At 57.0% G+C, this 26256-nt stretch carries 27 protein-coding genes and 4 pseudogenes; 15 read left to right on the top strand and 16 right to left on the bottom strand.

Annotated features, from left to right (window positions below; translation table 11 throughout):
* Positions 1 to 6 precede the first annotated feature (6 nt).
* The 3 genes from RHIBUN_RS0111110 to RHIBUN_RS0111100 all read left to right on the top strand — a co-directional run bounded on the left by RHIBUN_RS0111110 (position 7) and on the right by RHIBUN_RS0111100 (position 1454).
* Positions 7 to 357 carry a response regulator gene (locus RHIBUN_RS0111110; protein ID WP_025659630.1) on the top strand — a complete coding sequence of 117 codons (351 nt, stop codon included), beginning with the start codon at positions 7 to 9 and terminating at the stop codon, positions 355 to 357.
* Complete coding sequence (locus RHIBUN_RS0111105; protein ID WP_025659629.1) at positions 357 to 1052, top strand: phosphatase PAP2 family protein; 696 nt, start codon at positions 357 to 359, stop codon at positions 1050 to 1052. Before RHIBUN_RS0111110 ends, RHIBUN_RS0111105 begins: the two co-directional genes overlap by 1 nt.
* 111 nt (positions 1053 to 1163) lie before the next feature.
* Positions 1164 to 1454 (top strand): hypothetical protein, encoded by a 291-nt coding sequence (locus RHIBUN_RS0111100; RefSeq protein WP_025659628.1) that lies wholly within the window; start codon positions 1164 to 1166, stop codon positions 1452 to 1454.
* Between the two features lie 284 nt (positions 1455 to 1738).
* Here the strand turns inward: RHIBUN_RS0111100 and RHIBUN_RS0111095 are convergent, their stop codons facing one another.
* The 3 genes from RHIBUN_RS0111095 to RHIBUN_RS0111085 form a co-directional block, all read right to left on the bottom strand.
* Complete coding sequence (locus tag RHIBUN_RS0111095; protein WP_156932693.1) at positions 1739 to 2302, bottom strand: dual specificity protein phosphatase family protein; 564 nt, start codon at positions 2300 to 2302, stop codon at positions 1739 to 1741.
* A gap of 70 nt (positions 2303 to 2372) precedes the next feature.
* Positions 2373 to 3722, bottom strand: a complete 1350-nt coding sequence (locus RHIBUN_RS0111090) for a HAMP domain-containing sensor histidine kinase (RefSeq protein ID WP_025659626.1) — start codon at positions 3720 to 3722, stop codon at positions 2373 to 2375.
* The gene (locus RHIBUN_RS0111085; RefSeq protein ID WP_025659625.1) at positions 3709 to 4386 is read right to left on the bottom strand and encodes a winged helix-turn-helix domain-containing protein; all 678 of its coding nucleotides are present in this window, start codon (positions 4384 to 4386) and stop codon (positions 3709 to 3711) included. The genes RHIBUN_RS0111090 and RHIBUN_RS0111085 overlap by 14 nt, the downstream gene beginning before the upstream one ends.
* Before the next feature lie 204 nt (positions 4387 to 4590).
* On the opposite strand from RHIBUN_RS0111085, the gene RHIBUN_RS0111080 reads away from it, so the two are divergent.
* From RHIBUN_RS0111080 to RHIBUN_RS0111060, 5 genes are all read left to right on the top strand, one after another.
* The gene (locus RHIBUN_RS0111080; RefSeq protein ID WP_025659624.1) at positions 4591 to 4854 is read left to right on the top strand and encodes a hypothetical protein; all 264 of its coding nucleotides are present in this window, start codon (positions 4591 to 4593) and stop codon (positions 4852 to 4854) included.
* Positions 4855 to 4866: 12 nt separating this feature from the next.
* Positions 4867 to 5643, top strand: coding sequence for a membrane protein (locus tag RHIBUN_RS0111075; protein WP_025659623.1), 777 nt, complete (start codon positions 4867 to 4869; stop codon positions 5641 to 5643).
* A 101-nt stretch (positions 5644 to 5744) separates the two neighbouring features.
* A complete protein-coding gene (locus RHIBUN_RS0111070) occupies positions 5745 to 6497 on the top strand; it encodes a phosphatase PAP2 family protein (RefSeq protein WP_025659622.1) in 753 nt (250 codons plus the stop codon).
* A gap of 237 nt (positions 6498 to 6734) precedes the next feature.
* Positions 6735 to 7403, top strand: a complete 669-nt coding sequence (locus RHIBUN_RS0111065; protein ID WP_025659621.1) for a response regulator — start codon at positions 6735 to 6737, stop codon at positions 7401 to 7403.
* A 1-nt stretch (position 7404) separates the two neighbouring features.
* Positions 7405 to 8814 (top strand): sensor histidine kinase, encoded by a 1410-nt coding sequence (locus RHIBUN_RS0111060; protein ID WP_025659620.1) that lies wholly within the window; start codon positions 7405 to 7407, stop codon positions 8812 to 8814.
* Between the two features lie 160 nt (positions 8815 to 8974).
* Here RHIBUN_RS0111060 and RHIBUN_RS0111055 read toward each other — a convergent pair whose 3' ends face one another.
* Positions 8975 to 9988 carry an ABC transporter substrate-binding protein gene (locus tag RHIBUN_RS0111055; protein WP_025659619.1) on the bottom strand — a complete coding sequence of 338 codons (1014 nt, stop codon included), beginning with the start codon at positions 9986 to 9988 and terminating at the stop codon, positions 8975 to 8977.
* A gap of 305 nt (positions 9989 to 10293) precedes the next feature.
* On the opposite strand from RHIBUN_RS0111055, the gene RHIBUN_RS0111050 reads away from it, so the two are divergent.
* From RHIBUN_RS0111050 to RHIBUN_RS0111035, 4 genes and pseudogenes are all read left to right on the top strand, one after another.
* Entirely contained in the window at positions 10294 to 10683 is a 390-nt protein-coding gene (locus RHIBUN_RS0111050) for a transposase (protein ID WP_025659618.1), read from the top strand.
* On the top strand, positions 10680 to 11066 hold the full coding sequence (gene tnpB / locus RHIBUN_RS33315) for an IS66 family insertion sequence element accessory protein TnpB (RefSeq protein WP_084659684.1): 387 nt from the start codon (positions 10680 to 10682) through the stop codon (positions 11064 to 11066). Before RHIBUN_RS0111050 ends, tnpB begins: the two co-directional genes overlap by 4 nt.
* Before the next feature lie 35 nt (positions 11067 to 11101).
* Positions 11102 to 12685 (top strand): annotated as a pseudogene (locus RHIBUN_RS33310) (IS66 family transposase).
* A gap of 44 nt (positions 12686 to 12729) precedes the next feature.
* Complete coding sequence (locus tag RHIBUN_RS0111035; RefSeq protein ID WP_025659617.1) at positions 12730 to 13791, top strand: DMT family transporter; 1062 nt, start codon at positions 12730 to 12732, stop codon at positions 13789 to 13791.
* Positions 13792 to 14367: 576 nt separating this feature from the next.
* On the opposite strand, the gene RHIBUN_RS0111030 is transcribed toward RHIBUN_RS0111035, so the two are convergent.
* From RHIBUN_RS0111030 to RHIBUN_RS0111020, 3 genes are all read right to left on the bottom strand, one after another.
* Complete coding sequence (locus RHIBUN_RS0111030; protein WP_025659616.1) at positions 14368 to 15249, bottom strand: ABC transporter permease; 882 nt, start codon at positions 15247 to 15249, stop codon at positions 14368 to 14370.
* 15 nt (positions 15250 to 15264) lie between these two features.
* Positions 15265 to 16083: an ABC transporter ATP-binding protein gene (locus RHIBUN_RS0111025; RefSeq protein ID WP_025659615.1), complete on the bottom strand. Its 819-nt coding sequence runs from the start codon at positions 16081 to 16083 to the stop codon at positions 15265 to 15267.
* A gap of 88 nt (positions 16084 to 16171) precedes the next feature.
* Entirely contained in the window at positions 16172 to 17185 is a 1014-nt protein-coding gene (locus tag RHIBUN_RS0111020; protein ID WP_025659614.1) for an ABC transporter substrate-binding protein, read from the bottom strand.
* A 295-nt stretch (positions 17186 to 17480) separates the two neighbouring features.
* Here RHIBUN_RS0111020 and RHIBUN_RS0111015 point away from each other — a divergent pair.
* A pseudogene (locus RHIBUN_RS0111015) lies at positions 17481 to 18218 on the top strand (glycosyltransferase family 25 protein); the annotation flags it as partial.
* A 448-nt stretch (positions 18219 to 18666) separates the two neighbouring features.
* Here the strand turns inward: RHIBUN_RS0111015 and RHIBUN_RS36375 are convergent.
* Positions 18667 to 18786, bottom strand: a pseudogene (locus RHIBUN_RS36375) (ribonucleotide-diphosphate reductase subunit beta); the annotation flags it as partial.
* A 6-nt stretch (positions 18787 to 18792) separates the two neighbouring features.
* Here RHIBUN_RS36375 and RHIBUN_RS0111005 point away from each other — a divergent pair.
* Positions 18793 to 19146 (top strand): annotated as a pseudogene (locus tag RHIBUN_RS0111005) (undecaprenyl-diphosphate phosphatase); the annotation flags it as partial.
* A 344-nt stretch (positions 19147 to 19490) separates the two neighbouring features.
* On the opposite strand, the gene RHIBUN_RS0111000 reads toward RHIBUN_RS0111005, so the two are convergent.
* The 5 genes from RHIBUN_RS0111000 to RHIBUN_RS35280 all read right to left on the bottom strand — a co-directional run bounded on the left by RHIBUN_RS0111000 (position 19491) and on the right by RHIBUN_RS35280 (position 23415).
* Positions 19491 to 21212: an NAD(P)/FAD-dependent oxidoreductase gene (locus tag RHIBUN_RS0111000; protein ID WP_025659610.1), complete on the bottom strand. Its 1722-nt coding sequence runs from the start codon at positions 21210 to 21212 to the stop codon at positions 19491 to 19493.
* A 16-nt stretch (positions 21213 to 21228) separates the two neighbouring features.
* Entirely contained in the window at positions 21229 to 21531 is a 303-nt protein-coding gene (locus tag RHIBUN_RS35285) for a UBP-type zinc finger domain-containing protein (protein WP_025659609.1), read from the bottom strand.
* A gap of 449 nt (positions 21532 to 21980) precedes the next feature.
* Complete coding sequence (locus RHIBUN_RS0110990) at positions 21981 to 22190, bottom strand: cold-shock protein (RefSeq protein ID WP_018859663.1); 210 nt, start codon at positions 22188 to 22190, stop codon at positions 21981 to 21983.
* Between the two features lie 314 nt (positions 22191 to 22504).
* Positions 22505 to 22933, bottom strand: coding sequence for a VOC family protein (locus RHIBUN_RS0110985; protein ID WP_025659608.1), 429 nt, complete (start codon positions 22931 to 22933; stop codon positions 22505 to 22507).
* A gap of 101 nt (positions 22934 to 23034) precedes the next feature.
* Positions 23035 to 23415 carry a hypothetical protein gene (locus tag RHIBUN_RS35280; RefSeq protein WP_156932692.1) on the bottom strand — a complete coding sequence of 127 codons (381 nt, stop codon included), beginning with the start codon at positions 23413 to 23415 and terminating at the stop codon, positions 23035 to 23037.
* A gap of 334 nt (positions 23416 to 23749) precedes the next feature.
* On the opposite strand from RHIBUN_RS35280, the gene RHIBUN_RS0110975 reads away from it, so the two are divergent.
* On the top strand, positions 23750 to 23986 hold the full coding sequence (locus RHIBUN_RS0110975; protein WP_025659606.1) for a hypothetical protein: 237 nt from the start codon (positions 23750 to 23752) through the stop codon (positions 23984 to 23986).
* On the opposite strand, the gene RHIBUN_RS0110970 is transcribed toward RHIBUN_RS0110975, so the two are convergent.
* From RHIBUN_RS0110970 to RHIBUN_RS0110965, 3 genes are all read right to left on the bottom strand, one after another.
* Positions 23983 to 24651, bottom strand: a complete 669-nt coding sequence (locus RHIBUN_RS0110970; protein WP_025659605.1) for a 3'-5' exonuclease — start codon at positions 24649 to 24651, stop codon at positions 23983 to 23985. The genes RHIBUN_RS0110975 and RHIBUN_RS0110970 overlap by 4 nt on opposite strands.
* Positions 24652 to 24795: 144 nt before the next feature.
* Positions 24796 to 25053: a glycine zipper domain-containing protein gene (locus tag RHIBUN_RS35275; protein WP_084659682.1), complete on the bottom strand. Its 258-nt coding sequence runs from the start codon at positions 25051 to 25053 to the stop codon at positions 24796 to 24798.
* A gap of 302 nt (positions 25054 to 25355) precedes the next feature.
* Positions 25356 to 25853, bottom strand: a complete 498-nt coding sequence (locus RHIBUN_RS0110965; RefSeq protein WP_025659604.1) for a DUF1269 domain-containing protein — start codon at positions 25851 to 25853, stop codon at positions 25356 to 25358.
* Between the last annotated feature and the right edge of the window lie 403 nt (positions 25854 to 26256).

Here is a 26256-nt window from a genome sequence, read left to right as displayed (position 1 = left end):
GATCCGGTGAATGTGCTTGTCGTCGAAGACAACTTCGACATCGGGGACGCGGTATCGGCCCATGTGGTGGCTGATGGCCATCGCGTTGACTGGTGCATGAACCTCAAGGACGCTGCCCGTCGGCTCATATCGAAGAAGTATGACCTAGTGCTTCTCGACCTACGCCTGCCGGATGGCAATGGCCTGTCGCTCCTTCAAGATATCCGAAGGGAAGATGACAAGACCCGAGTTATCATCATGACGGCGCAGGACCAATACAGCGATCGGCTGGCTGGAATGAAGGGAGGGGCGGACGATTTCCTCGTCAAACCTTTCGACCTTGACGAGCTTTCATCACGTATGAGGCGGGTTAAGTAATGATGCGTGCGAATGAGAATGCACGTGGACGATTGAGCTGGAAAGTCGCCCATCGGGCGATACCCTTTGCGTTGCTGCTATTGGCCGCCGCGGCTCTCTTCCACTTCTCAGTTGAGGTAGGTGAGGGCGACACGCTGGCTTGGGACCAGGCGTTCCTTCTATCTTTGAGGCACGCGGACGATGTTGCCCTGCCGCTCGGACCCGCCTGGATCACCACGGCGATGGTGAATTTTACGAGCCTCGGTGGAGTGACCGTTCTTCTGTTCATCACGCTCACCACCATCGGTCTACTCTTGATTTCACGCCGACCTGTGGAAGCCCTGTTCCTCTGTGTTGCGCTTGTCGGCGGCTGGCTTTCCAGCAACACCCTCAAGTTATGGGCCGCGCGGCCCCGCCCGGACGTAGTTACCCATTTGGTTGCGGTCGGCGACGCGAGTTTTCCAAGCGGCCACGCGATGGTTTCGGCGGCAACCTATCTGGCACTGGCAATTGTCGCGTGCCGGTTTCTGCGTGCGCCGGCTCAAAAGGCATATGTCTTCGTCATTGCCGGCTCCCTGATAGGCACCATAGGCCTCAGCCGAATTTACCTCGGCGTCCACTATCCGACCGACGTCCTCTTCGGATGGTGCGCGGGCTCCCTCTGGACCTTCGGGTCTTGGCTCTTATTCAGGCGATTTCTTCCATCACAAGCGTGACTAGCAACTCCTTTCAGGTAGCCGTCAGGCAACTGTGATTAGATCGCCACGCGCTGGGCGCGCTTGGGGAAAAGCAAGCCCTTTTGACATTGCTATATATTTGGAGCGGATATGACCGACCAGTCTAGCCGTCTTGTGCTGCATACGAATTCACGTGACGAGGTGTTTGCCGACGAAGGCAATGCTGTTGCGGATTTCTCATTCAACTCCACCGTCGCGAATGTCTTCGATGACATGGTCAGCCGCTCTGTCCCGTTCTATGGAGAGATGCAGCGGATGGTTTGCGGGTTGGCCTGGGACTTTGCCCAGCCTCAGTCCAACCTCTACGACATTTTCACCGATCCGCTGCCCGCCACAGCAGTCGCCGCATATCCTGACAGTCGCACCCCTCCAGTGCAATAAGTGACTTGCACGCGAGAGTGCCGTCCCGGGAAGCATATCTACCGAACGGAGCTGTTTGTGCTCTCACACTCGAACCAAAGCACCCAGGCTTCCCAGCCGAGGAAAATAGCTAACCAAAAGCAAATCATAGCGGCGTACGGCCAGTAATTGCTCATGATCACCTCTCAATCTCATGATATCCGTGGCGGATGCCCCGGAATCATGAGTGCCTGTGTAGCAGACGGCACAATGGCACGTCGACATGTCGGGGACTGATTGGCAATTCGGGTACAGTCGAAGCTTGCCTAACCTTGTATACCGAAATGAACTTCCAGGTTTTCCCAGCTCTCATCCATGGCGTAAGCAGCGGAAAGGCGGGGAATGCCGATATGGCCAAAATAGTACGAGAGTTGCCGCTCGGCTGCCTCTTCGTCACGTCCGGCAATCCGATTGATATACAGGGCGGACGCAAGTCCGGTCCGATCGGAGCCCGCTTGGCAATGAATGAGGATGGGCTTCGGAAGGCTTGCCATCAGTGCAACAAGCTGATCGGCCCGCTCGGGTGGGAGAACATTGGAAGCAGACATCGGGAAGTCGACGTGATCGACGCCAAGTTTGCCCGCGGTCGCCAGTTCCGCCGAATACCATGTTCCCTTGTCGCCACTTGACCGCAAATTGATGATCGATTTGATGCCGTGTTTGGCGACATATCTTTCCAATTGCCGAGGCGTCGGTTGAGCCGAGCGATATAACTGACCTTCGATCACCGTGTGAAAATTGCCGGCAAGTTGAAGATACAGCGGATAGACGCCGATCGCCGTTCCCAGAGTAAACACGCAGGCAAAAATCAACGAAGTACGTTTCGACATTTATTTCCGCAGGCTTTGAGAACTTGCGGCTTAATGCCAGTCGAGGCTGACAGAGACCTGAAGAGTGCGGCTAGAGCGCCGGGAGCCGGACCGAAATTTTGACGCCAGGATCGTTGTCATCGATCTCGATGCGGGCCGCATGAAGATCGGCAATCGCCTTCACAAGGCTGAGCCCCAGACCACTGCCCGGTGCTGTCCGGCTCTTATCGAGACGGTAGAGCCGTCGGAATACCTTGTCGCGCTCGGCGGCGGGTATGCCTGGACCAGTGTCGGCGACCGAGACAATCGCAGCCTGGCCCTCGCGCCGCAGGGAAACGCTGATAACGGTGTCAGGCGGACAATGCGTAATTGCATTCTCAACGAGATTTACGACCATTTGAACCAGCAGCTCGCGGTCTCCATTGACATATGTCTGCTGGTATGGCTCGACGATCAGCCTTTGGTGATTGTCCTCAGCGACTTCTGCATAGACATCCTCAATGAGATCGAGGATTTCGCCGAGATCGATCGAGTTGAACCGGAGCCTCCGCGCTCCTGCTTCAATCTGCGAAATGCGCAACAACGCTTCAAACGTTGCATTTATCTGATCGCTTTCGTCATTGGCCTCATCAAGAAGCCTGGCAACGTCGTCTTGTTCGTCATGGGCTCTACGTGCTTCCTCGAGCGTCAGCCGCAGGCGATTGAGTGGCGTTTTGAGTTCATGTGCTATGTCGGCGCTGACTTGGCGCATTCCTTCGACCAGTCCTGCAAGCCGACTGAGCGCGTTATTGATCTGCTTGAAGACGTGGTCGAGATCGTCGTCGGCGTTTCGCAATGGTATCCGACTTTCCAATCGCCCGTTTGACACGTCCAGCATCGTCCGGGTAACGCCATCCAGGCGTCTTTGGGCACGTCTCGCAAGGAAAATGCCGCCGCCAATCGCGGCAAGGACAGCGAGGATCGCAGCCCAGATGAGGCTGACGAGCACGGTCCTCAGCATCGAGTCCATCTGGGCGAAGCTCCTGCCGACAACGAGCGTATTCTCGCCCAGCTTGGCCGTCTGGAGCCGGTAGACTGTGTCGCCCTTCAAGCCGATGTCGGCCGATTTCACGGTAAAGACGCCCTCAGGCAGTATGGGCGTTTTGAAGTTGCCGGCCAGTTTCTTTCCGGACCCGTCAATCAAGGAGTAAACCCCGTCGGCCGGTTTGAGATTTGCGTAGCTGTCGAGGGTCGTGACCAAGTCCTCAATGTCATCCGCCGCATAGGTGGACGAAACGACCTGGAACGTGTCGTTCAACGCGGTGTCGAGCTGGGCGTTAAGTCCGCTGCGGAGCAGGTGATACATGACGCCACCAGTTGCTACGACTGTCAGGATGAACAGCAGCGCGAATGATAGCGCCAGGCGAAACGGCGTGCTTCGTCTGAGGCTAGTTAGGCGCATGCAGGCTATATCCGGTATGGCGGACCGTATGCAGCAACTGCGCTTGAAACGGCTTGTCAATTTTTGCCCGAAGGCGGCTGATGTGCGTTTCAACGACGCTGGTTTTGGGATCGAAGTGGAAATCCCAGACCTTTTCGAGAAGCATGGTCTTGGTGAGCACGCGACCTTCTCCTCGCATCAGGACTTCGAGCAGTGTGAATTCCCTTGGTTGAAGCTCGATAGCCTGTCCAGCGCGCCTTGCCTGCCGTCGGATCAGGTCGAGTTCAAGATCGGCCACCTTTAGGACCGTCTTCTGCTCTTGCACCGGAGGACGTCGCGAGAGCGCATTGACCCTTGCGAGCAACTCCGAGAAGGCGAACGGCTTCACCAGATAGTCGTCGCCGCCCGCTTCCAGCCCTTCGACCCGATCATCAACGCCGCCGACCGACGTGAGAAAGAGGGCAGGGGTGCTGACCTTGGCAGCGCGCAGTGACCGGACGATCGACAAACCGTCCAATCCCGGAAGCATGCGATCTACGACGACGACGTCGTATTCCTCCCGTTGCGCTTGGAACAGGCCGTCTCTCCCGTCTTTCATGACATCGCAAACATGCCCCACTTCTCCGAAGCCCTTGGCGACGAAGTCAGCCGTCTTGCGATCGTCTTCGATAAGTAAAATCCGCATGAGATCCGCGTGCCACAGTTTCCTGACCGCTATCTGAACCCATTGGCCTTTCGACACTCTTTCGGAAACTATACAGATCCGTAACGTGACCGATCCAGCGACCTTACGAAACGGTATGGTTATGGCAAGGCGTCCGTATATAGCGCCTCATAGTGTCCGCCTGCTGTCGCTCTGGGCAGTGGAAAACTTCAAAGGACACTCACCATGAAAACGATTGTCGCCGCCGCTGTTCTCAACGGGGTCGCCGCGCTTGGCTTCCTCGCACTCTCCAATCCTGCATATTCGGCCGTTCCCTGTGAAGAAATGCTGAAGGATATGCGCGCTGCCAAGGCCGGGGCGAAGCTCAGTGACACAGACGTTCAAAAGGTCGACGACCTCGAAACGAAAGCCGTTGAACGCTGCAATGCCGACGATGACACCCGATCGGACAAGTTCCTTGCAGAAGCTATGAAGATCATGGGCAAGTAAAGGAGCGGGCAGATGAAAGCATTGGCACAGACTGCCCCCATAAACCGGGTCCCGGAGGTCACCGTCGATTTCTGGTTGATCAAGCTCATGGCCGTAACGATGGGCGAGACGGCAGCGGACTATCTCGCGGTAAACCTCGGTCTAGGCCTGACGGTGACGTCGATAATCATGACGGCGATCCTTGTCGTGGTCGTGGCGATCCAATTCGCGCAGAAGCGCTATGTGCCTGCGAGTTATTGGGCTGCAGTGGTGCTGATCAGCATTGTCGGTACGCTGATCACCGACAATCTGGTTGATAATTTCGGTGTGCCACTGGAGGCAACCACGATCGGATTTTCGATCGCCCTTGCTGTGACGTTCGCCGTCTGGTTTGCGTTCGAACGAACCTTGTCAATCCATACGATCTATACGACGCAACGCGAGGCGTTCTATTGGCTGGCTATCCTCTTCACCTTTGCGCTAGGCACTGCGGCGGGGGACCTGATCGCCGAGACTTTCGACTTTGGCTACCTGACTACAGCCTTTCTCTTCATGGCGGTCATCTGCGTTATGGCGGTGGCGTATGCTCTTGCGGGCCTTAACTCGATCGTGGCGTTCTGGCTTGCCTATATATTTACCCGCCCATTGGGTGCCTCTCTGGGTGACCTTCTGTCACAACCAGTCGAGTATGGCGGGTTGGGCTTCGGAACAGTCTACACGAGCTTGCTCTTTCTCGGGCTGATCGTTGCGATCGTCATCTACATGACACTGTCTCAAAGCTCGAGAGAGCCAACGCAGGCTACCCCATAGCTGTCGCAAAAACACATCGTCGGACTGATTGCCGGTTCAGGTGTTTGTCAGGCTTTGATGAAATTGGAACAGCCTCAGGCTTCATTCGTTGAGATTTGATAATGGCGCACATGAGCCAGTCGTCCTATACGCCAGCCCCATCGGTCACGGTGGTACTTGCATTGATCGTCGCATGGTTCGCGTTGTTAGCCGCGTTCTATCTCCATCCTTCTGTTGATGTCGAGGTGTCCTCATTCTTTTTCGCCGGTCCGCTATGTGAGGCAGCTCTTCCAGATTTTGTCTGCGGGTACTTTCCACTTCGTCGACTGCAGGCCCTCGAACAGGTACGGCAGACGCTGTACATGCTTCCCTACGCGGCAGCGGCGCTCATTGTCGCTTTGGCCGCAGCTGGCGTTTTTTCTAGGGACTTACGCAGGCATCTTCCAATGGGTAGGCTGCTGCTGGCCCTGATAACCCTATGCGTGGGGCCGGGCCTGATTGTAAACGGACTTCTGAAATCCTATTCGGGCAGGCCGCGGCCGGTGCAGACGAATCTCTTCGGCGGCCCCTTCGATTTTACTGCCGCCGGGACGTTCGCTGGCGAATGTACGAAGAACTGTTCGTTCGTCTCTGGCGAGGCCTCTGGGGCCGGGTGGCTGCTCTGTCTTCTCTTCCTGCTCCCCGTCCGAATGCGAATTTGGGTCGGACCGCCGCTGGTTGCGACCTCGTTGACAATGGCGGGGCTGCGGGTCGCCGTGGGATCGCACTACGCTTCTGATGTGTTGCTGGGCTGGCTGTTGCCAATCATACTCTTCATGGGCTTGCTAGTCGCCGAAGCTCGCCTAAATGAAATGCTCGCATGGTTTGACCGTTGAACGTTGGTAGATCGAGAAGAATTGCATGGTCGGGGCGACGGATACTATTACTCTCATCGGCGGTCCTTCCATTAAAGAGATACTGGAAACGATAGTCTATTCAAGATACCTAAAGCGAAGAGTGCGCCAAGCCTGAAACAAGGTGAACCTTCGGGGCTGGGACAACGCGGCAAGCGGCACCGACCTTTGCCATCCGATCAACTTCAACAGCCAGTCAGCCTGTGATAGTAATCTCGTATGAAAATCCTGATCGTTGAAGACAATAAAGAACTTGCCGATTGGCTCGGCAAGGCGCTTCGGCAAGCCCAATATGCAGTGGACATCGCCTTCGACGGCGAAGATGCCGAGTTGATGCTCAGGGTCGCGAGTTATTCGGCGGTCATTCTTGATCTCTCGCTTCCGAAGATCGATGGCATGACACTGTTGAAACGCATCCGTCAAAATGGCGAGAAGGTGCCCGTTATTATCTTGACGGCCAACGCCAGCCTCGACGGTCGGGTGGCCGGGCTTGATAGCGGCGCCGACGATTACCTCGCGAAACCCTTCGAAATCGCGGAACTGGAGGCCAGGATCAGAGCGGTCGTACGACGCGGGCAAGATAGGGCCGCGCCGGAAATCATCGTGGGCGATCTCAGATTTGCTGGTGCAACTCGTCAATTCTTCGTCGGCGATGAACTGCTAGTCCTTACCCCGCGCGAACACGCTGTGCTGGAATATTTGATTATGAAGGCGGGAACCACGGTGTCTAAAGCCAGGCTGTCCGAAAGCGTGTTCGGTTTCGACGACGAAGCCGACCCCACGGCGATCGAGATTTATGTTCACCGTCTGCGCAAGAAGCTTGATAGGAGCTCGGCGCAGATCGCGACGTTGCGTGGGCTCGGCTATCTGCTCCGAAATGCACAGTGACATGCGGCTGGCGTCGTACAACCATCCGTGGTCGGTTTTCAGGCGGCTTCGCGAGAGTCTACGTGCGCAGCTGCTCGCTTGGGTGGTTCTTACTCTTTTTGGCGCGATCTGCTTCAATCTTTACGACAGCTTTCGAACCGCCGATGCGGCATCAAAGCTGGTGACAGACCATACCCTACTTGCTTCCGCACGCGTCATCGCAGAAGCAGTGCGCGTTGACGCAGGAGGTACCGTAGAGGTTGATGTCCCGCCTGCGGCAATCGAAATGTTCGATACCGGATACGGGGATCAAGTCTTCTACCAAGTCATTACGGCCTGGGGAAATCTAGTCGCGGGATATCCCGAACTGCCATTGCCGACTATTGAACGGGTAGGGCAGGATCGCGCCTTTCGCAATGCCGGGGTACGAGCGCTCACGCTGAACCATCCGGTTGTTGGGCTCCCCAAAGACGGCGAAATCGCCGTGACAGTCGCGGTTACTCACAATGCTCAATATGCGTTGCGGCGCCGTCTATGGCTCTCGGATTTCACGAAGCAGGTTGTTCTTGTGCTGCTCGCCGGCGTTGTCACGATTGTTGGTCTCCAGCGTGGACTCGCCCCGGTGCTTAGGTTGCGTGATGCCGTTCGAGGACGAGGGCGAGATCGGCTCGACCCTTTGTCACCGTCGATGGTGCAGTCCGAGCTTCGCCCGCTCGTTGTCGCCCTCAATGACCATATGGAGCGGGTCCAGAATCAAATGGCCGCTCAACGGCGATTTGTCTCGAATGCAGCACATCAACTCCGTACGCCCCTGGCGCTTATTTCGACGCAGGCCAGCGTTGCGGCAAGGGAACAAGACCCGAAGCACCGGGATGAGGCGCTGCAGGCGCTTCGCAACAGCACCCGACAGATATCGCGGCTTGCCAGTCAGTTGCTAACCCTGTCGCGGGCAGAACCAGGAAGTCGACGGCCGCGTGCTGACGTTGTCGATCTCAGTGTGGCGGCAAGGGAGGTGCTTGGGGTGCACGCAGAGGAAGCGCTTCGCCGTGGCATCGACATAGGGCTGGAGGAGAACGGCTCCGTCAAAGTTGAAGGCGACGGCACCATGTTACGGGAGATGTTGGTAAACCTCGTGGACAACGCCATCCGATATACACCAGCGCCAGGTCAGGTGACCGTGTCTGTAACGCGCGAGGGAGATACAGCTGTACTTCGTGTCGAGGACAACGGACCCGGAATTCATCCAATGGAGCATGAGCATGTCTTTGAGCGCTTCTATCGGATTATTGGCACTCAAGGGGAGGGCAGCGGTTTAGGGCTAGCCATCGTGCTTGAGGTTGCGGCAGGCGCTGGTGGTACCGTTTCGCTCGACGAAGCGAAGGGTAGAGGATTGGTGGTCACCGTTCGACTGCCTGTGAGCACAGAAAACTGAGTTTCTTGCAGTTAGCTTGAGCCCCCTGCCTCGTGACAGGCGCACCTGCAAGGCAAGGGCGTCTCGGTCCGTGTTGGAACTGCGCTATGGTGCTCGAGGCTGTTCCGGCAAGCTTGCAGGCAGCCGCCGCTCCCCATTGGCGTGGAAGCGGCGGCGTTCTTTACTTCACGTTTTGCACGAACTCCGTGGTGTAGGTCTTTGACAGATCGATCTGCTTGTCCTTCAGCGATTTCGAAAAGCCCTTAAGCACGGCGAGAACGGTTTCCGGACCGTCCTTCGGCATCACGCCGTCAGCCGTGAACATGGCCTTTCCCCCGTCAAGAGCCTTGATGTACCCGTCCTTGTCGCTGACATAGAAGTCCTTCGGCATTTTCTCGGTGATCTCAGCCCCGCTATGGGTGTTGATGAACTTCAGAGTCTTCACGAAGGCGTTGGCAAGCTTCTGTGCCTCGTCTTTGTGTTCTTCGACCCAAGAGGTTTCCATATAGAGAGATGCTGCGGGATAGGTGCCGCCAAGGGCCGCACGGGTATTCTCCATTGTGCGCATGTCAACCAGAATGCTGGCTTCACCGGTCTTCAGGAGACGCGTGATCGTCGGTTCCGTTGTCATGCCGGCCTGGATTTTGTCCTGCTGCATGGCGGCAATGAAAGTGGCACCCGCGCCGACCGGGACGGATGTGATCTCCGAGAGGTCCAATCCATTCTTGACGGCAAGATACTGCGTCAGGAAGTTGGTCGAGGATCCCAGTCCGGTCACGCCGAGGCTCTTCCCCTTGAAGTCGGCGACTGACTTGATTTCGGCATGCTTCGTGGAAACGAGTTCGACTTCTCCGGGCGCCTGGCTGAACTGGACGACGGATTCCACAAACTTGCCTTTGCCCTGGAGGTCGATGCAGTGGTCGTAGAAGCCCACGACGCCTTGGACTGCTCCCGCCAGCAGCTGGTTTTCCGCGTCGACGCCGGCTGGCTCGTTGAGGAGTTCAACGTCGAGCCCTTCGTCCTTGAAGTATCCAAGCGACTCCGCGAGCTTGGCGGGCAGGTATATCTGCTTTTCGTAACCGCCGACCATAAGGGTGATCTTGTCGGCCGCACTGGCGGCGCGCACCCCAAACGATGTTCCGGCGACGAGTACTGAGAACGCAATGGTGTGAATAAGTCCGCGTGCTATACGCATTATAGTCTCTCCTCCTGATGGGTGAATACATCGCTTCCGCTCACGTTGATCATGTCTCCTCCACGATGCAGTATGTGCGTATCGCGACGAACCTTTCAGCAAGCTTTCGGGATACTTTACAAATCGGTAAGAATCCGAGGAGCTTCGTGCGGCTTGATGGTCTGGGTCCGCGGCGCTGATGTGGGGGCATGCGATGACCAACATCAAGAGTGAGCCTCACAGTAACCGCTGTTCTCTCCCCACGTTGCCCTTTGCGGCCTGATCTGTGATCGACATCCCATGGGTGAGCGGGAAGGAGTTTCTCCATGGAGACTACATTGGAGGTTCTCACAGCGCGTCGTGGACGGCGTGATTTCAATCGCCAATGGCCTGACGAGATCAAGGCGCAGATCGTGTCGGAGAGCTTGCGGCCGGGTGTGACGGTGAATGAGATCGCGGCGCGCCACGGGCTGAAGGCCAACCATCTATCGTCCTGGAGAACCATGGCTCGTCAGGGCAAGCTGGTTTTACCTGCGCCGGAGGATGCGGTCGAATTCGCCGCCATAGTTGTCGAAAAGCCCGTGCAAGAACCTCAGCCGGTCAAAACGGTATCCCGCGCCGAGATCGTCCTCGGCCCGGTGACGATCCGCCTTGAGGAAGGTGCGTCTGTGGCCAGAATTGCCGCTGTTGCCCGCGCATTGGCGGCGGCGACATGATCTTTCCGTCGAACCGCGTCCGGATCATGGTGGCGACCAAGCCCGTGGACTTCCGCAAGGGGCACGATGGGTTGGCGGCGCTGGTGAAGAACGAGCTGCACAAGGACCCTTTTACCGGAACCGTCTTCGTGTTCCGGTCGCGCAAGGCAGATCGTTTGAAGCTGATTTACTGGGATGGCAGCGGTATCGTGTTGGCCTACAAAAGGCTGGAAGAGCACACGTTCACCTGGCCCGGTATCAAGGATGGGCTGATGACACTGACGCATGCCCAGTTCGAGGCGCTGTTTGCGGGGCTCGTTGGCGACGCGTCCGTGCTGTGGAGACGAGAACGCCGGAGACCGTCGAATAGCTGCGGCACGATGACTCACGGCTCCAGATTCTGAAGGCAACATGGACTGGAATTTGGTAGTTTCCGGTCATGCTGAACGCCGCTGATCTTCCCGATGACATTGCCGCCCTGAAGGCGATGCTGATTGCGGCGACAGCACGCGAAGCGGAGACGGTTGCGCAGATCGCCCGCAAGGATGAGCGGATCGAACGGCTTGAGAAGCTGGTCGCCGCCTTCAAGCAGGCAGCCTTCGGGCGCAAATCCGAGAAGACCGACCCCGATCAATTCGATCTGGCACTGGAAGACCTGGAAACGGCCATGGCCGCGATCCATGCCGAGGATGAGGCCGATGCTAGCTTGGCTGGCGGAAGCAGGATTGCCAAGCCCCGCGCGGCCAATCGCGGTTCGCTCCCAAAACATCTTCCCCGTATTGAAGAGGTCATCGAGCCGGACAGCCTGGTCTGTGCCTGCGGCGGCGGCCTGCATTGCATTGGCGAGGATGTCTCAGAGCGACTGGATGTGGTCCCGGCTCAGTTCCGCGTCATCGTCACGCGCCGTCCTAAATATGCGTGCCGTGCCTGCACCGACGGTGTCGTTCAAGCTCCGGCTCCGGCACGGCTGATCCAGGCGGGTCTGCCGACGGAGGCCACGGTCGCCCACGTGCTGGTTTCCAAATATGCCGATCATCTGCCGCTTTATCGGCAGGCACAGATCATGAGCCGCCAGGGCATCGATCTCGACCGCTCCACGCTCGCCGATTGGGTCTGACGGGCCACCTACGAACTGCGGCCTGTCTTTGACGTTCTGATGGCGGACCTGAAGCGGTCAACCAAGCTCTTCATGGACGAGACGCGTGCTCCGGTTCTCGATCCCGGCTCTCGCAAGACGAAGACTGGATACTTCTGGGCATTGGCGCGGGATGATCGACCGTGGAACGGCGGCGCACCACCGGGCGTGGCCTTTACCTACGCATCCGGTCGCGGCGGGCACCATGCCGAACCGATATTGCAGGGCTTCTCCGGCATTCTGCAGGTCGATGGCTATGCCGGATACAACAGATTGATTGCGCCAGAGCGGACCGGTCTCGACATTCGTCTTGCCTATTGTTGGGCCCACGCTCGGCGCAAACTCATCGAGATCACGCGCAACGGATCAGCACCGATTGCCGAAGATGGCGTGAAGCGGATTGGCGAACTCTATCGGATCGAGGCGGAATTGCGCGGCCTCGATCCCCAGGCCCGGCTGGCTGGACGGCGCGAACGATCTGCGCCGCTCGTCGCCGACATGCAGACCTGGCTCATCCATCACCGCGCTCGTGTAGCGACAAAGTCCCCACTCGGCGAAGCCCTGGCTTACATCGCCAAATACTGGGATGGTCTCCAGCTCTACCTGACAGACGGTCGCATCGAGATCGACAACAACAGCGTCGAGCGGACCATCAGACCAATTGCCCTCAATCGCAAGAATGCACTCTTTGCCGGACACGATGCCGGGGCCGAGAACTGGGCGACAATCGCCTCTCTCATCGAGACCTGTAAGCTCAATGCCGTTAACCCATTCGCCTATCTGACAGCGACGCTGAGGGCCATCGTCAACGACCACAAGCAGAGCAGGATCGATGAACTTTTGCCGTGGAACTATCCGACACAGACAGCCGGAAAGTCCTGTCGGTAAGAAGATGGTGGTTGTAGCATCATGACCTGTGGTAGTTCATGGGCATGATCAACAAGAGACACCACCTTTGGCCCGGCGTCCCGCTCGCTTTGGGTTCAGCCGTTCTGTTTGGGGCCTCCGCGCCACTCTCCAAGCTGCTGATGGGGTCAATCGATCCCTGGCTGTTGGCAGGAATTCTATACTTGGGAGCCGGATTTGGCCTCGCCATCCTCAGTTCAGGCCGCCGCGTGATCGGACTGCCAAATGTCGAGGCTCCACTCCAAGGAACAGATACTCCCTGGTTGTTCCTGGTCGTCCTTTTTGGTGGCGTGCTCGGTCCGCTGCTTTTGATGCTGGGACTTGCTCGCACCTCGGCATCGTCGGGTTCGCTGCTGCTCAATCTTGAGGGATTGGCGACCATGGGCATTGCGTGGCTTGTCTTCCGTGAGAACGTTGATCGGCGACTATTGCTGGGTGCAGCCGCCATTCTCGCAGGCGCTCTGCTTCTGTCATGGAACGGCGGCAAACTCCAACTCGATGTTGGTGGCCTGCTTATCGCGGCAGCATGCTTGTCATGGGGTATCGACAACAACCTCACGCGCAAGCTGTCATCGGCTGATCCAGTTCAAATCGCGATGATCAAAGGGCTTGTCGCCGGTGCGACCAATCTTGTGTTAGCCATCCTGTTTGGCGCATCCCTGCCTGGCCCCGCTCTTGTCTTGGCCGGTGCTTTCGTTGGCTTCCTCGGCGTGGGTGTCAGCCTTGTGATGTTCATGCTCGGGCTTCGACATCTTGGGACCGCTCGGACAGGAGCCTACTTCTCGCTGGCTCCCTTCATCGGCGCGGCTCTTGCAGTGCCTGTTTTGGGCGAATCTATCACGATTCAGCTTATTGGTGCGGGAACCCTCATGGGGATTGGCTTGTGGCTTCATTTGGCCGAGCGCCACGATCACGAACACTTGCACGACGTGCTGGAGCACGAGCACGCGCATGTCCATGACGAGCATCACCAGCATGTCCATGACGGACCATTCACTGAACCGCATTCACACTGGCACAGGCACGAACCGCTTAGGCACAAGCACGCACATTACCCTGATCTGCACCATCGTCATTCACATAAATAGCGCCGGTGCGGAAATCCTGGACGTCAATGGTCGGCCGCATGTGTGTGCGGCACACCGCTTACGCCTCACATTTGAAGGTGGTCAGTTAAATGTCGAATCGGTATGCGCAGCGCCGGAGCTACCGAGCGAGCGCAGAGAACCGATTGGTCCAATTAGAATTGTATGCTGCCAGACTATCGCTGTTACCTTTCGGGGGACAGCAATGTAAACAGCGGATAGGGGCGCTTAACAGCTGCAGCGTTGCACGCTGGGACCGGATCTCAACGCGTGAGCAATAGGGGAACGGCTAGCACCAAAAAAATAGGGCCATCGATAGCCGAGGCCCAAGGTTGGAGGTCCGAAACCTCCAGAGGGGAACGATCAGTGTGTGGGATGGGAGGTGTTACGCCACATTCATCACTGACCGCACAACATATACGCGCATTTCTTTGAGCTAGCAATGATCCAGGGCCATCTATTCGCATTCGTGAACACGTATAGGTAAGCTTCGGCCCATTCCCGCTTTCAAGGCGTGGCCCTTCCGTGGGGCCGGGTCCTTTCGAACCCAGCCCCATGGCCCTTGGGAGGACTTGCTACTCATTGCGTGTCGATGTGTTGTTGCGGACGCCATTTGGCGAGCCTGTTTTCGATCAACGTCATGATGAATTCCGCGAAAAGCGTAACGACCATCACAAGGAGGATCGCGGCGTACATCCCGGCGGCGTCAAACGTTCCCTTCGCAATCGAAATCAGCTGGCCGATGCCGAACCGCGCACCGACAAACTCGCCGACGATTGCACCGATGATTGCGAAGCCGAATGATACGTGCAGGCTGGCGAAAATCCAGCTCATGGCAGACGGGATGACGACCGTCCGCGTTACCTGCCAGTCGGACGCGCCGAGGATGCGAGCGTTTGCAATCATGTTCCGGTCTGCTTCGCGGACGCCCTGGAAGGCGTTGGCGAACACCACGAAGAACACCATGATGAAGGCGAGAGCGACCTTGGACGGCAGCCCAAGGCCCATGATCATGATGAAGATCGGCGCGAGAACAACACGCGGGATCGAGTTGATCGCCTTGATGTAGACCGAGAAAATGTCCGACAGGAACTTGTTGCGGCCAAGTCCGATGCCGACGAACACGCCGGTGATCGATCCCGCGAAGAACCCGATCAGGGCCTCTTCCATTGTGACCCAGAGATTGTACCAGAGCGAGCCTTCGGTGGTCCCCTGCGTCGCCCATTCGTAGAGCCTCGCCATCACGTCGCTTGGGCTCGAATAGAAGAACGGATCGATCCAGTGCATATTGGAGGAGAGCTCCCACATGCCGACGACAGCTACCAGAATGAATACCTGCCAGAAGAGAACGAGGTTCTTCCGGCGTTTGATCGCCTTCACGGCAGAAGCTTCAATTTCGGCGTCAGAAGTGCCTGCGGAAAAAATCGGCGCGGTTCCGGCCTCGAAAGTCGTATGAGCCATGTCTGATTTCCTCCTTTACGCGGCTTCGCTTGCGCGCCGATAGCTGGTTTCGACCTCTTGCCGCAGGTCGTCCCAAATCGTCTTGCAGTAGTCGATGAAGGCCTGGTCGTAACGGATCTCGGACACGACGCGCGGGCGGGGCAGGTCGATCGTGTAAACCGACTTCACGGTCGCCGGACCAGCAGTCAATACGTAAACCCTGTCGGCAAGTGCTATGGCTTCTTCGAGGTCATGCGTGACGAAAATGACTGATGCTTTCCGATCCGCCCAAAGCTTGAGAAGTTCTTCGTGCATCACAGTGCGCGTCTGCACATCCAAGGCCGAGAACGGCTCGTCCATCAGCAGGATTTCAGGTTCGTTGATGAACGTCTGCGCGAGCGAAACGCGCTTGCGCATTCCACCGGACAACTGATGGGGATAGTGATGGATGAACTTGGATAGCCCGACGCGTGCGAGCCAATCCTTTGCGCCTTTCTCGGCTTCAGCCCGCGACTTGCCACGGAAGAGCGGGCCGGACATGACGTTGTCGAGGACATTTTTCCAGGGGAAGAGAGCGTCGGTCTGGAAAACGAAGCCAACACGAGGGTCTATGCCGTTGATTGGGCCGCCCATCAAGCGAACTTCACCTGCACTGGGCTTGGCGAGACCTGTGACCAGATTGAGAGTGGTCGACTTGCCGCAACCCGTTGGGCCGACGACCGCAACGAACTCTCCGCGGCCAACCGTCATGTTGAATTCGCGCAGTGCCGTCAATGACTTTCCGGTCGGGGAAACAAAGCGACGGCTAACATTGATCAGCTCGATCGCCGGGATCTGCTTGTTGTCCTGATTCATTGTGATACCTGTGCGTGGTTTTGGGGGCGCACGCGCGATGCCCAGGGTGGGAGCCACTTCCGACTGGACGGAAGTGGCGCAACGTGATTTACTTTACGTTCTTTACGAACTCAGTCGTGTAAGTCTTTGACAAGTCGATCTGCTTGCCTTTGACGTTCTTCGAGAATTCCGAAAGGACCGCGAGGACTGTCTTGGGACCGTCTTCCGGCATCACGCCATCTGGCGTGAACATTCCCTTGCCCTGATCGAGTGCCTTGACATACCCGTCCTTGTCGCCGACGTAGAAGTCCTTAGGCATCTTGTCAGCGATCTCGGCCGCCGAGTGCGTGTTGATGTAGCGGAGCGTCTTCACGAAAGCATTGGCCAGCTTCTGGGCCTCGTCCTTGTGAGCATCCGCCCAGGAGGTTTCAACGTAAAAGGATGCCGCCGGGTAGGTGCCGCCAAGCGCCTGTCGAGTAGCCTCTACTGTGCGCATATCCACCAGAACCGTCGCTTCTCCGGTTTTCAGCATGCGCGAGATCGTCGGCTCGGTCGTCATCCCACCCTGGATCTGATCCTGCTGCATGGCGGCGATGAACGTCGCGCCTGCGCCTACGGGGATGGTGACGACGTCGCCGGGCTGCAACCCAGCCTTCGAGGCCATGTAGAGGGTCAAGAAATTGGTGGACGAGCCAAGGCCCGTTACGCCAAGGCTCTTACCTTTGAAGTCTGCCGGCGACTTGATGTCCGGCTGCTTCGTGGAGACGAGTTCAACTTCACCTGGTGCCTGACTGAACTGGACGATGGACTCGACAAACTTGCCCTTGGCCTGAAGGTCGACACAGTGGTCGTAGAAACCAACAACGCCCTGGACGGCACCGGCGAGCAATTGGTTCTCGGCGTCGACGCCTGCTGCTTCATTCAGAAGCTCGACGTCCAGGCCTTCATCCTTGAAGTATCCGAGGGACTCGGCGAGCTTTGCGGGCAGGTAGATTTGCTTCTCGTAACCACCAACCATGATGGTGATCTTGTCAGCGGCGCGGGCCGTGGATGCACCGAACGACGCGGCGGCGACCATTGCGGAAACAGCGATGCTATTAAAAAGACTGCGTGACGAACGCATTTAGGTCTCCTCCAGTATGAGTTACGCATCGCCTGTCATCACGATACATGTGCTTCCTCCACGATGCAGCTCGTTGGTAGCCGCTCGAAGCTTTCAACTAGCTTTCAGTGGTTCTGCTAGCTCGATAGGGCCTTCGTAGAAAAGCACAAACTTACGAAAGCGTATAATCGCGGACAGAGTGCGGAGATTTTAAGGGCCGAAGTTCTTTGGGATCGCCACGACCCCCGAGCCCTCGATGAATTTCGTTCCCGCCCAGAAACCCTTGCAAGTCCGGCATGTGCCGGCCCAGCCCCGAACCTTTCTGATCAACCTCGATCGGTCAACGGATCGAGGAAAACGCATGGCATTTCTTCTCAGCCACATCGGACTCGATTTCGAAAGGGTATCAGCGATAGACGGGGCCAAGCTCCAGCTGCCAATCGATGAATTCGACGGGCGCGGCTATCTCCTGCGACACGGACGCAGACCAAATCCCTACGAAATCGGCTGTTTTCTCAGCCACGTCGAGTGCGCGCGGCGACTCCTGGCGTCAGCCGACGAGCATGCCTTAGTTCTCGAAGACGATCTCAATTTCGACCGGGATTTTGTGGCTGTCGTCAGCGAGGTCCTTGCTAGAGGAGATCAATGGGACATCGTTAGGCTATCAACGGTCAACATTGGAAAGAAGCATAGAGTCCGTCGCCTCACGGCGCGGCATTCTCTGGCGATCGCCCTTACACGGGAGAAAGGATCGGGGGCATATCTGATAAATCGCCGAGCCGCCGAGTGGATAACGCAAAGTCTTTTGCCAATGCATCTGCCGTATGATCTGGCATTCGATCGGGAGTATTTGGTTGGGCTAAGGGCGTTCTTCGTTGATCCACCACCTGCCAGCCAAGATGCCGAGCCCGGATCCGAAATCCAAAAGAAAATCTCGACCTACAAGTTGGGCTGGCGCAGGCCGCCAACCGTTCTCCCGTATCGGGCAGGGATCGAAATTGCACGTTTCGTTGTTCGATCCGTTCGCTTGCTTGGGCACAGAATGACGGATTGAATTCCTGCCCCTCTTACGGGGGGGGCCGGAGTGACACTGCTTGTCTGCTCGAATGCAGCACCATATCCGTGCGTAATCGGTCCATGATGGCATGGGAGAACGAACATGAGGGAACCAGATCAGTTCGATAGAGAGCGCGAGCGGACGCAGTACCAAGGTCGTCATACGCCCATTTCATCCGAGCACAGGGGCATCTCATTGTGGTCCACCGTGCTCCTTGGCCTACTTCTGATGCTTATCGTCCTACTGGTGGCCAATTCCTGGCGGGGCACCCTGACTGTAGCACCCCTCAGGCTACCTTTGTACTCGACGAATGAATAAGAGTTTTGGCATCCACTCAGTATTGCAGCGTTGATCGTTGTCGATCGGCTTGTTTGAGATTTTTTTGAGACTCGTAGTCCGTCCCACTTGAGGCGCCCCCGGCTATGTACGCTGATGCAATGCCTTTTTAAAAGTCCCAATCGTCGTCTTCGGTCGCGACTGCCTTGCCGATGACATAGGACGAGCCCGATCCGGAGAAAAAGTCATGGTTCTCGTCGGCGTTTGGCGACAGGGCCGAGAGAATTGCTTCGGGATCGGGGTCTTTCAGTGCCTGGCGATGGTCCCGGGGACGTCGCGCTCAGGAGCGACGATTGTGGGTGCGTTGTTGCTTGGTGCCGACAAGCGCGCCGCCGCCGAGTTCTCGTTCTTTCTTGCCATGCCTACGATGCTCGGCGCGTTCACCCTTGACCTCTACAAGAGTCGCCATGAGCTAACCTCCGATCAGGGGCTTTTGGTGGTCGTTGAGTTCGTTGCGGCTTTTGTCGTCGCCCTGTTCGTCGTCCGCCGACTTCTGGAGTTCGTATCCCGACGCGGATATGCGGTGTTCGGCTGGTGGAGGATTCTCGTTGGGATATCCGGCCTAGTCCTCTTGAAGATAATCCCGTAGTCAATCGCCTTTTAAGGCATTCCGGCTGTTTAACTCGGATTACTCAGTCGCCTCAGGAATATCGACGACATCCGATGGTCTTTGATGACGTCTTCCTCGCTGCTTCCGATGCACATGGGAATGTCTGTTGGATTTAGATTGAATAGGCGGATCTACCGTCGCTCGTCCCGAAGGTGCAGACAGCAACATAAGTCGACGGTCGCTACAATCGTGGATTTCAACGCTGCGTCTTCTTAATTGGCACGCTATGGGGTCGCGCGGGCGACTTAACGCTGTCGGGGTCGGCCCGTGAAGTGCACCCCGATTTTGGGTCAGCGGGAGCTGGAATTTTCCGGGGTTCAGGCTCAGTTCGGCGGGGGTGAAGGCACAAGGAATGCAGGTGGATTGCGGTCGCCATCTCGAAATCCCAAAGCTGTGTGAATCTGGCTGACTACCGCCGCGCCTTCGCCCACAGCTGCTGCCACCCGCTTGGTGGAGCCTGCTCTTACATCTCCAATGGCAAAAATGTTCGGTATGCTGGTTTCGAGGGCCAGAGCTGCTCGGCCCACCTCTTGTTCGACGAAGGGATCGAAAGCAGCTCCCGTTACGATGAATCCGGCGCGGTCCGTAATAATATGCGGGCATAGCCAGCCGGTGTTAGGATCAGCACCAATGAACATGAAAAGCTGGCGGACTTCGAATTCCGTCTCTCTTGCGGACTTCAAGTTTCTGATCTTCACTGCCAGAAGCGACGCATCCCCCGATAAGGAGGCTACCTCGCATCCGACGTGCATCACGACATTCGGGAGGGCAGCAATCCGCTCAATCAGGTAGGTCGACATCGTATCCGCGAGGTCCCTTCGGATCACCAGATGGAGACGGCTGACCTTGGGGGCCAAATAGGCGATTGCCTGACCAGCAGAGTTGCCCCCACCGACGACGACAATATCCCGGTTCTCACACCACTTTGCTTCGATGGGCGTTGCCCAGTACGACACGCCGGCACCCTCGAAGTCCGAGACATTCGAGATACTCGGTCTGCGATATCGTGCTCCAGATGCAACCACGACCGTTCTCGCCATTATTGCTCGCCGGTCGGTCGTGCGAAGATTGATTAGACCATCGCGCCGACTGCCGGGAACGGGCGGTGACATCTCAGAAATTCTCAAGGGCAGGGCTACTTCAGCGCCAAACTTCAGGGCCTGATTGAGTGCTCGACCGGCCAGGGCCTGGCCCGAGATGCCGGTCGGAAAGCCCAAGTAGTTTTCGATGCGGGAAGAACTACCTGCTTGTCCTCCTGCGGAACGTTCGTCCAGGACAATAACGCTCAGGCCTTCAGAGGCGGCATAGACCGCCGCAGCCAGTCCCGAGGGACCCGCCCCGACGATCGCAGTGTCGTACACCATCTCCGGGTCCAGTTCCGGTGTAATCCCCAGACAGCATGCTACCTCCGCGTCGGTGGGCTTTTTCAGGACGGTCCCATTTGGGCAAACCATGACCGGTAGATCGCTGTCCCGCATACCCAGGCGCTCCACCAGATCGTGACCCTCGCCCGAACTGGACGCATCGACCACAACGTAGGGGTATCCGTTCCGGGAGAGGAAGATTTGAAGGGCACGCAAATCCGAGTTTCCATCGTGTCCAATCAGCACGGTGCCGGAATTCCCGGTGTCGATGAGCGCGACGCGTCGAAGAATGTAGGCCCGCATGATGATTTCGCCGACCTCGGCCGAGCCGATGATGAGCGCCTTGACGTGCGTGGCGTCAAAGGGGATGGCGACGCAACCATGGTGGCCAGCCCGTGAACCCGCCATAGCAGGCCGTCCCGACAATTGATTGAGTTCCCCTGAGAAGTGGCCCACCCCATGCGACACGATTGCGGTCTCCGAGTGGGAGCCAATTTTCCCGAAGACATCAAGCCGCCCAGAAAGGACCAGCCAAGCCGGGACTTGCCGGTCACCAATCGATGAGACCTGTTCTCCAGGACCAAACGTCTTTGGCTCCCCGCTGGCGAATCTTTTGGCTACTTCTATCTGCAATGGGGTCAGGACGGGAAACAGCTGGGCTTGGCGAGAGTGGACGTCCATTCACTCAACCTCCTGTCTAATAAAACTGCGGAATCGGTCCGACCTGAGGGGTCTGATCAGGAAGGTCAATCATTGTCTCATCCACGTAGCACCAACCCCAGCCTTCCGGCGGATCGTAGCCTTCGATGATGGGATGGCCGGTGCTCCGGAAATGCGCCGTCGCATGCTTGCCGACTGATTGATCGCAGCATCCAACGTGTCCGCATTCACGGCACAGTCGCAAGTGGACCCAAGATTGTCCGATTGCCAGGCATTCTTCACACCCCATGGTCTTGGGCTTGACGGATCGAACGGAGTTCTGATGGCTGCAACGCGTCATTTGAAATCCTATCCTGTCGTTGGATCTCAGCTAACATACCTGAGAACGCCACGTTGGTCAGTCATACGCAAGTGTTATGGTGACCGCTTCACTTGCCGTCCATCGAACTGAGCCGGGTTAGACTGCCTCACTCGACCGTGTGCTAGCCATTTGAAACGTAAGAATGCAGAAATTGCAAAAGACGAGCGCTTTTTGGTGAAGATCATGGGCAAACCCACGTTGGCTTTGCGGGTAAAGCCTTGGTCACGCGTTTGGCAGTTCAGCACGTGGCAAACCGGGGTAAAGTCGCGACGGAGCGCGAAGCCGTGAACGTATTTGCCCGCCCCTGGGTGCCTCAGCTGCCTCATTGTTGAACGCCGCCTTGACAAACGTGTCGTTGAAAGTCGCTGCTTGCGGATAGATTTTGCTGTTGTTGTTTCGGCTGCCGCGTCTCGCGCGGCAGCCTTCAATTAAAGTGCGCGGAGATCTTCAGCCGCTGTTTTACCGGAACGCCGATCTTGCGTCGGTTCGAAACTGACTTTCTGACCGTCCTTGAGGCCTGAAAGCCCGGAACGCTCTACTGCCGAGATATGCACGAACACATCGGGAGAGCCATTATCGGGAGCGATGAAACCATAGCCCTTTTCAGAGTTGAACCATTTCACTGTACCAGTAGCCAATGTAAGTCCTCGGTTGATTTGCGATCAGCAAAATAGTCACGAAGGCCCGTTTGGCAAGATGCACGGTTTAGTTTGGGGGAGTTGACTCTCCGGAAATGTCCGAAGACGAGGCCATTGAACATGGACAAAACAATATGGGCGCTCAACCCGATTGGGGAGCGCCCATATGTTTGCAAGCGACAAAAACCAACTGCGTGGCAGGTTGCTTGCTTGAGTCGTCCATCTATCGACGGAATCCGAGTCTGGCAACACCAGTTACTGCAGCGCAGCTATGCATTGCCCATCGTTTTCGTCCTCGCCCCCAACCATCGTCGTCAGAAGTCAACTACGACTGACCGAGCGCTGCGGTTGGCCGGTCCGTGATACACCGCCTCTATGTTGTTCCCGTCTGGGTCAAGCAGGAAGGCGGCGTAGTATCCCGGGTGATATGATCGTTCGCCCGGTTTACCGTTGTCGGTACCGCCGTTGGCGATGCCCGCGCTGTGGAATGCGTCGACAGTGGCACGATCCTTTGCCTGAAAGGCCAAATGATGCCGCCCAGTCAGCTCCCCGAGGGCAGCGTCGCTGTCTCGGGATGAAATGAAGAGTTCGTCAGCCCAGAAATAGTCATCGGCCTCACCACCAATTGGAATTTCGAGTACCTCTAGAAGTGGGAGGTAAAAGGCGCGGCTTGCCGGAAGATCGGCTACGACCAATTGGATGTGATCGATTAGTCGGCCACGATGAAGTTGGGCAGTGTCCATTTCGACGCCTCCAATTCGGCAAGATAACGAAACGGCAGGAGGCGGTTTCGGTTCCATGTTTCGCCGTGATTTCGGTGGAAGTCGACATCCCCTTATTGTCGTTACCGCTCGAGCGCAGCGTTGCACGATTCATAAATCCCCAAGGGTGGCAGACGATCAGGGACCGGTGGTCCAAGCGGTGAAAATCGCAAAGTGATCGGAGTGTCGATCAGCGGCTGGTCGTCATCGAAGTTGCCGTTACTGGCCGCATCGTAGGTATTCAGGCTCCTTCCGCCGCGCGTGCCGTAAGCCGTCAATTGAACCAATATCACTTGAGCGCGCTGCGTGACTATCAAGTTGGCCCCGGTTGCTTTGGAACAAACCCAACGCCAAATCCGAACAAGCGGCCAATCTTTTCCAACGTTTCGAGCGAGGGCAGCATCTATCCGGCCACCATGGGCATGCTGCCGACCTTCCTTGCCAAGATCGCCCGCAATCCCCATGTCCGCATCTACCGCTGGCCGCGATGATATCGTCGACATCGCACGGTCGCTGGCAAGGCCAAGGCGGTAAGACACCTCCCGCGACTTCGACGACTGTGTTCTTGTAGTTCTGAGCTGTCGCGGACAAGTCCGATTGGTCTGTTAGGACTGGAAGGTTAGTTGCGGTATCAGCGGCCGCCTTAATGTGGACTTGCTCAAAGATGAGACTGGCCGGAAGGTGCGGCCGAGGGAGTTTGACCGCACTGTGCGCGCTCTCGTCGTCAATGGCTTCTGCTCCCTGACGTCTCAGAAAGTGCACTGCGAAGAAAGCCTTTGGCTAACCTAGGAGGGTGCAATGCAGCGAAGCGGCGAGCTCGATTTCAGAACGATGTCCAAAGCCGTTCGGGCGTGGTTTCTTTACTACGAGGAGAGCCCTGATGAGAGGGCGTCGAACGTGCTATCCAGCGCGGCGATAGAGTTTTACAACGACGGCTATCGTAATGCTGAGGACATCGCAGCGATGCTGATCGGCACCTACGTCGGACTGTATTCGACGAGAGTTAACGCTCCAACCTCGCTGGCCATCCACTAGGTAATTTGGGCACTCGAAGCCGCCATCGCGCGCTTTGCCAACTTCGACCGGATTGCCTCAAGTGATTTGACGCTGAGCGAAAATTGCCGGCAGAGCATCTCCTGTGTCCTGTCGTCAGGGGGCAACTTGCCCGCCAGCGCAACAAATATCTTTCCCGTCCGCCACGCGTCGAGCGAGCTCGAATGGACTGTTTTCCGCCTTAGGCCGTCTGGCATTTCTCGGTCGATGCCTAGCCATGCACTCAGACTTGTGACGCCAGGCGTCACGGGCTGGCGCGCGGGAAGGGCGTGCTTTGCCATACGGTAGGTGCAAACTATCCGTCCTGGAAATTCGATAATCGATGGGTCACCTTCGCCGAGCATAAGCAAGTCGCCAGTCATATCGTGGGCGACAACGACCCTTCCGGCCAGCAAGTTCGCAATCTCCTCTTTGACTTCCGTGAATTTCGGGGCAGATCGCACCTTTCGGTCTCCTATCCCGTGCTTCACTCTCGCGAAATAGCTAATCGGGCGCTCGGGATTGATCAGCCAATGGTGCTCTCGCACGAACGCACCGTAACTAAACTCGCAAACGGAAATTTCTACGGGCCGCTGGTTTTTGTTACCGTCGCCTTCAATATCCAAAGCCAGGAAATCACCTTTGGCTAGCTCGGAGAGGCGAAGCATTCAGTATCCTATTTTCGGGAAACATTTCGAGGGCGGCCAACACTTACAGGAAAAGTCTGCCGAGACCAACTGCGCTGACAAGCGGCCGTGCGTCAGACAGCTTTGATCGTGTTTTTGCCGTAGGCGCTCAACCGAGCCTGAAATTCAGCGGCAGCGTGCTTCGAAGGTGCGGCCAAATCGATCTCGGTAGACGCAATATCCGCGGCGCTCTGTTGACCGGCCAATCAAGGCACCAGCGACACCGCCTGCGACTGCACCTACGGCCGCACCGCCTAAGTCGTTGGTGACGGCTCCGCCGACAATGGCCCCTGTGCCCGCGCCAATTGCTGTTCCTCGCTCGGTGGGTGTGCAAGACACCAGTGCGCCGATCGAGACAGATACTACGGCAATCCTTTTAAGCATTTTAACGACCTCCAATTGAAACCGCTGGCGCGGCGATCAAATATCCAGGCGAAGGATGTACCCGCCGGCTGATCAGGGATCAGCACCTGCCGAAGATTTCGGGCTTATTTTTTCCATGGTCCACGTCTGTGTTAGAACCGTTCGGCAGTCGCGTTGAAAAATCCCGCTGCCGTCCGCTCCCCTGCGTGTTCGCCCTATTTTGCGAGACGTTAGAAGCTTTGGTTGAAGTAGCGAAGGTTAAGATCGAAGCGTCAAAGGCGTATTCGCTGGCCGAAAGGGAATTGGGTCCGTCGCCCAGAGGTCTAGCTGGTCGTAGATGCCTTTTGTAATGCGTCACGCAAAACCTGTTCCTTCGTTTCATCGAGCGAAGTTTTGAGCACCACGCCGCCAAAGGCGGAGATCTCCTTGAGGACCTTATCCGCCGTCATCTCTTGGATCAGCACGAACAACGCCCCATTGCCCGGCTGGAGATTGGCTGCAAGATCCTTCATGAAAGCATCGTTGATGCCGACATCAGTTAGAGCGCCGCCTATGGCACCGGAAGCGGCACCTACTGCCACACCCAATAGCGGATTAAGAAACAGAACACCGATCAGCAGTCCCCAGAAGCTGCCCGACGCGGCACCGGCAATCGTGGTGTTGACCAGCTGGTTCAATTTGATCTTGCCGTCTTCGGCCTTGGTCGCGATGACAGCGTCTCCGACTTTTATCAAGTATTCCTTCTGCAGCTCAAGCAAGCGCTGGCGCACTTCCTCGGCCTTGGCTTCGTTGGGATAAACAATCGCAATCAACGTTGACATGGTTATGTCCTCCATCGACGGAAATGCAGACGTCGTCATCATAGTGGTAATTCATGAAAAAATACAACCTACCGAAATCCGCGTAGGGAGCAAGTCGAGGTTAATTAGTGTTCACGCCGAGAGTGTGTTCGTTCGTTTGGCGACTTGAGCCAGAGACATTGTCATCAAAGCGAGCGGTGGGTGCGGTGCCGCTCCCACGAGCGTCTGAGCGGATCGCTCGCAGATAGTTGATGCGATCAAAGGGATTTGCGCCCGTGCGAGCGCCAGGCGGGACCGCGATAGGGCTGTGATGATCGAATGCGCTCTCCAAAACCCCGGCGCCGCCGGATAATCGGGGCAGGACCCGTCGCATAGCCTGGACCTGAGCGGAGGTAACCATGCCTAGCAATCGGGCGATACCGAC

It is taken from the genome of Rhizobium sp. IBUN, from assembly GCF_000510625.1.
Lineage (GTDB): Bacteria > Pseudomonadota > Alphaproteobacteria > Rhizobiales > Rhizobiaceae > Rhizobium > Rhizobium altiplani.
Note: the sequence above shows the minus strand (reverse complement) of the source record. Positions and strands in the feature narration are given on the sequence as shown.

Bases quoted from the DNA above. Each gene is read 5' to 3' on its own strand.
- RHIBUN_RS0111105 (WP_025659629.1), top strand. From the start codon at position 357: ATGATGCGTGCGAATGAGAATGCACGTGGACGATTGAGCTGGAAAGTC.
- RHIBUN_RS0111100 (WP_025659628.1), top strand. From the start codon at position 1,164: ATGACCGACCAGTCTAGCCGTCTTGTGCTGCATACGAATTCACGTGAC.
- RHIBUN_RS0111095 (WP_156932693.1), bottom strand. From the start codon at position 2,302: ATGTCGAAACGTACTTCGTTGATTTTTGCCTGCGTGTTTACTCTGGGA.
- RHIBUN_RS0111090 (WP_025659626.1), bottom strand. From the start codon at position 3,722: ATGCGCCTAACTAGCCTCAGACGAAGCACGCCGTTTCGCCTGGCGCTA.
- RHIBUN_RS0111085 (WP_025659625.1), bottom strand. From the start codon at position 4,386: ATGCGGATTTTACTTATCGAAGACGATCGCAAGACGGCTGACTTCGTC.
- RHIBUN_RS0111080 (WP_025659624.1), top strand. From the start codon at position 4,591: ATGAAAACGATTGTCGCCGCCGCTGTTCTCAACGGGGTCGCCGCGCTT.
- RHIBUN_RS0111075 (WP_025659623.1), top strand. From the start codon at position 4,867: ATGAAAGCATTGGCACAGACTGCCCCCATAAACCGGGTCCCGGAGGTC.
- RHIBUN_RS0111070 (WP_025659622.1), top strand. From the start codon at position 5,745: ATGGCGCACATGAGCCAGTCGTCCTATACGCCAGCCCCATCGGTCACG.
- RHIBUN_RS0111065 (WP_025659621.1), top strand. From the start codon at position 6,735: ATGAAAATCCTGATCGTTGAAGACAATAAAGAACTTGCCGATTGGCTC.
- RHIBUN_RS0111060 (WP_025659620.1), top strand. From the start codon at position 7,405: ATGCGGCTGGCGTCGTACAACCATCCGTGGTCGGTTTTCAGGCGGCTT.
- RHIBUN_RS0111055 (WP_025659619.1), bottom strand. From the start codon at position 9,988: ATGCGTATAGCACGCGGACTTATTCACACCATTGCGTTCTCAGTACTC.
- RHIBUN_RS0111050 (WP_025659618.1), top strand. From the start codon at position 10,294: ATGGAGACTACATTGGAGGTTCTCACAGCGCGTCGTGGACGGCGTGAT.
- tnpB (WP_084659684.1), top strand. From the start codon at position 10,680: ATGATCTTTCCGTCGAACCGCGTCCGGATCATGGTGGCGACCAAGCCC.
- RHIBUN_RS0111035 (WP_025659617.1), top strand. From the start codon at position 12,730: ATGATCAACAAGAGACACCACCTTTGGCCCGGCGTCCCGCTCGCTTTG.
- RHIBUN_RS0111030 (WP_025659616.1), bottom strand. From the start codon at position 15,249: ATGGCTCATACGACTTTCGAGGCCGGAACCGCGCCGATTTTTTCCGCA.
- RHIBUN_RS0111025 (WP_025659615.1), bottom strand. From the start codon at position 16,083: ATGAATCAGGACAACAAGCAGATCCCGGCGATCGAGCTGATCAATGTT.
- RHIBUN_RS0111020 (WP_025659614.1), bottom strand. From the start codon at position 17,185: ATGCGTTCGTCACGCAGTCTTTTTAATAGCATCGCTGTTTCCGCAATG.
- RHIBUN_RS0111000 (WP_025659610.1), bottom strand. From the start codon at position 21,212: ATGGACGTCCACTCTCGCCAAGCCCAGCTGTTTCCCGTCCTGACCCCA.
- RHIBUN_RS35285 (WP_025659609.1), bottom strand. From the start codon at position 21,531: ATGACGCGTTGCAGCCATCAGAACTCCGTTCGATCCGTCAAGCCCAAG.
- RHIBUN_RS0110985 (WP_025659608.1), bottom strand. From the start codon at position 22,933: ATGGACACTGCCCAACTTCATCGTGGCCGACTAATCGATCACATCCAA.
- RHIBUN_RS35280 (WP_156932692.1), bottom strand. From the start codon at position 23,415: ATGGGGATTGCGGGCGATCTTGGCAAGGAAGGTCGGCAGCATGCCCAT.
- RHIBUN_RS0110975 (WP_025659606.1), top strand. From the start codon at position 23,750: ATGCAGCGAAGCGGCGAGCTCGATTTCAGAACGATGTCCAAAGCCGTT.
- RHIBUN_RS0110970 (WP_025659605.1), bottom strand. From the start codon at position 24,651: ATGCTTCGCCTCTCCGAGCTAGCCAAAGGTGATTTCCTGGCTTTGGAT.
- RHIBUN_RS35275 (WP_084659682.1), bottom strand. From the start codon at position 25,053: ATGCTTAAAAGGATTGCCGTAGTATCTGTCTCGATCGGCGCACTGGTG.
- RHIBUN_RS0110965 (WP_025659604.1), bottom strand. From the start codon at position 25,853: ATGTCAACGTTGATTGCGATTGTTTATCCCAACGAAGCCAAGGCCGAG.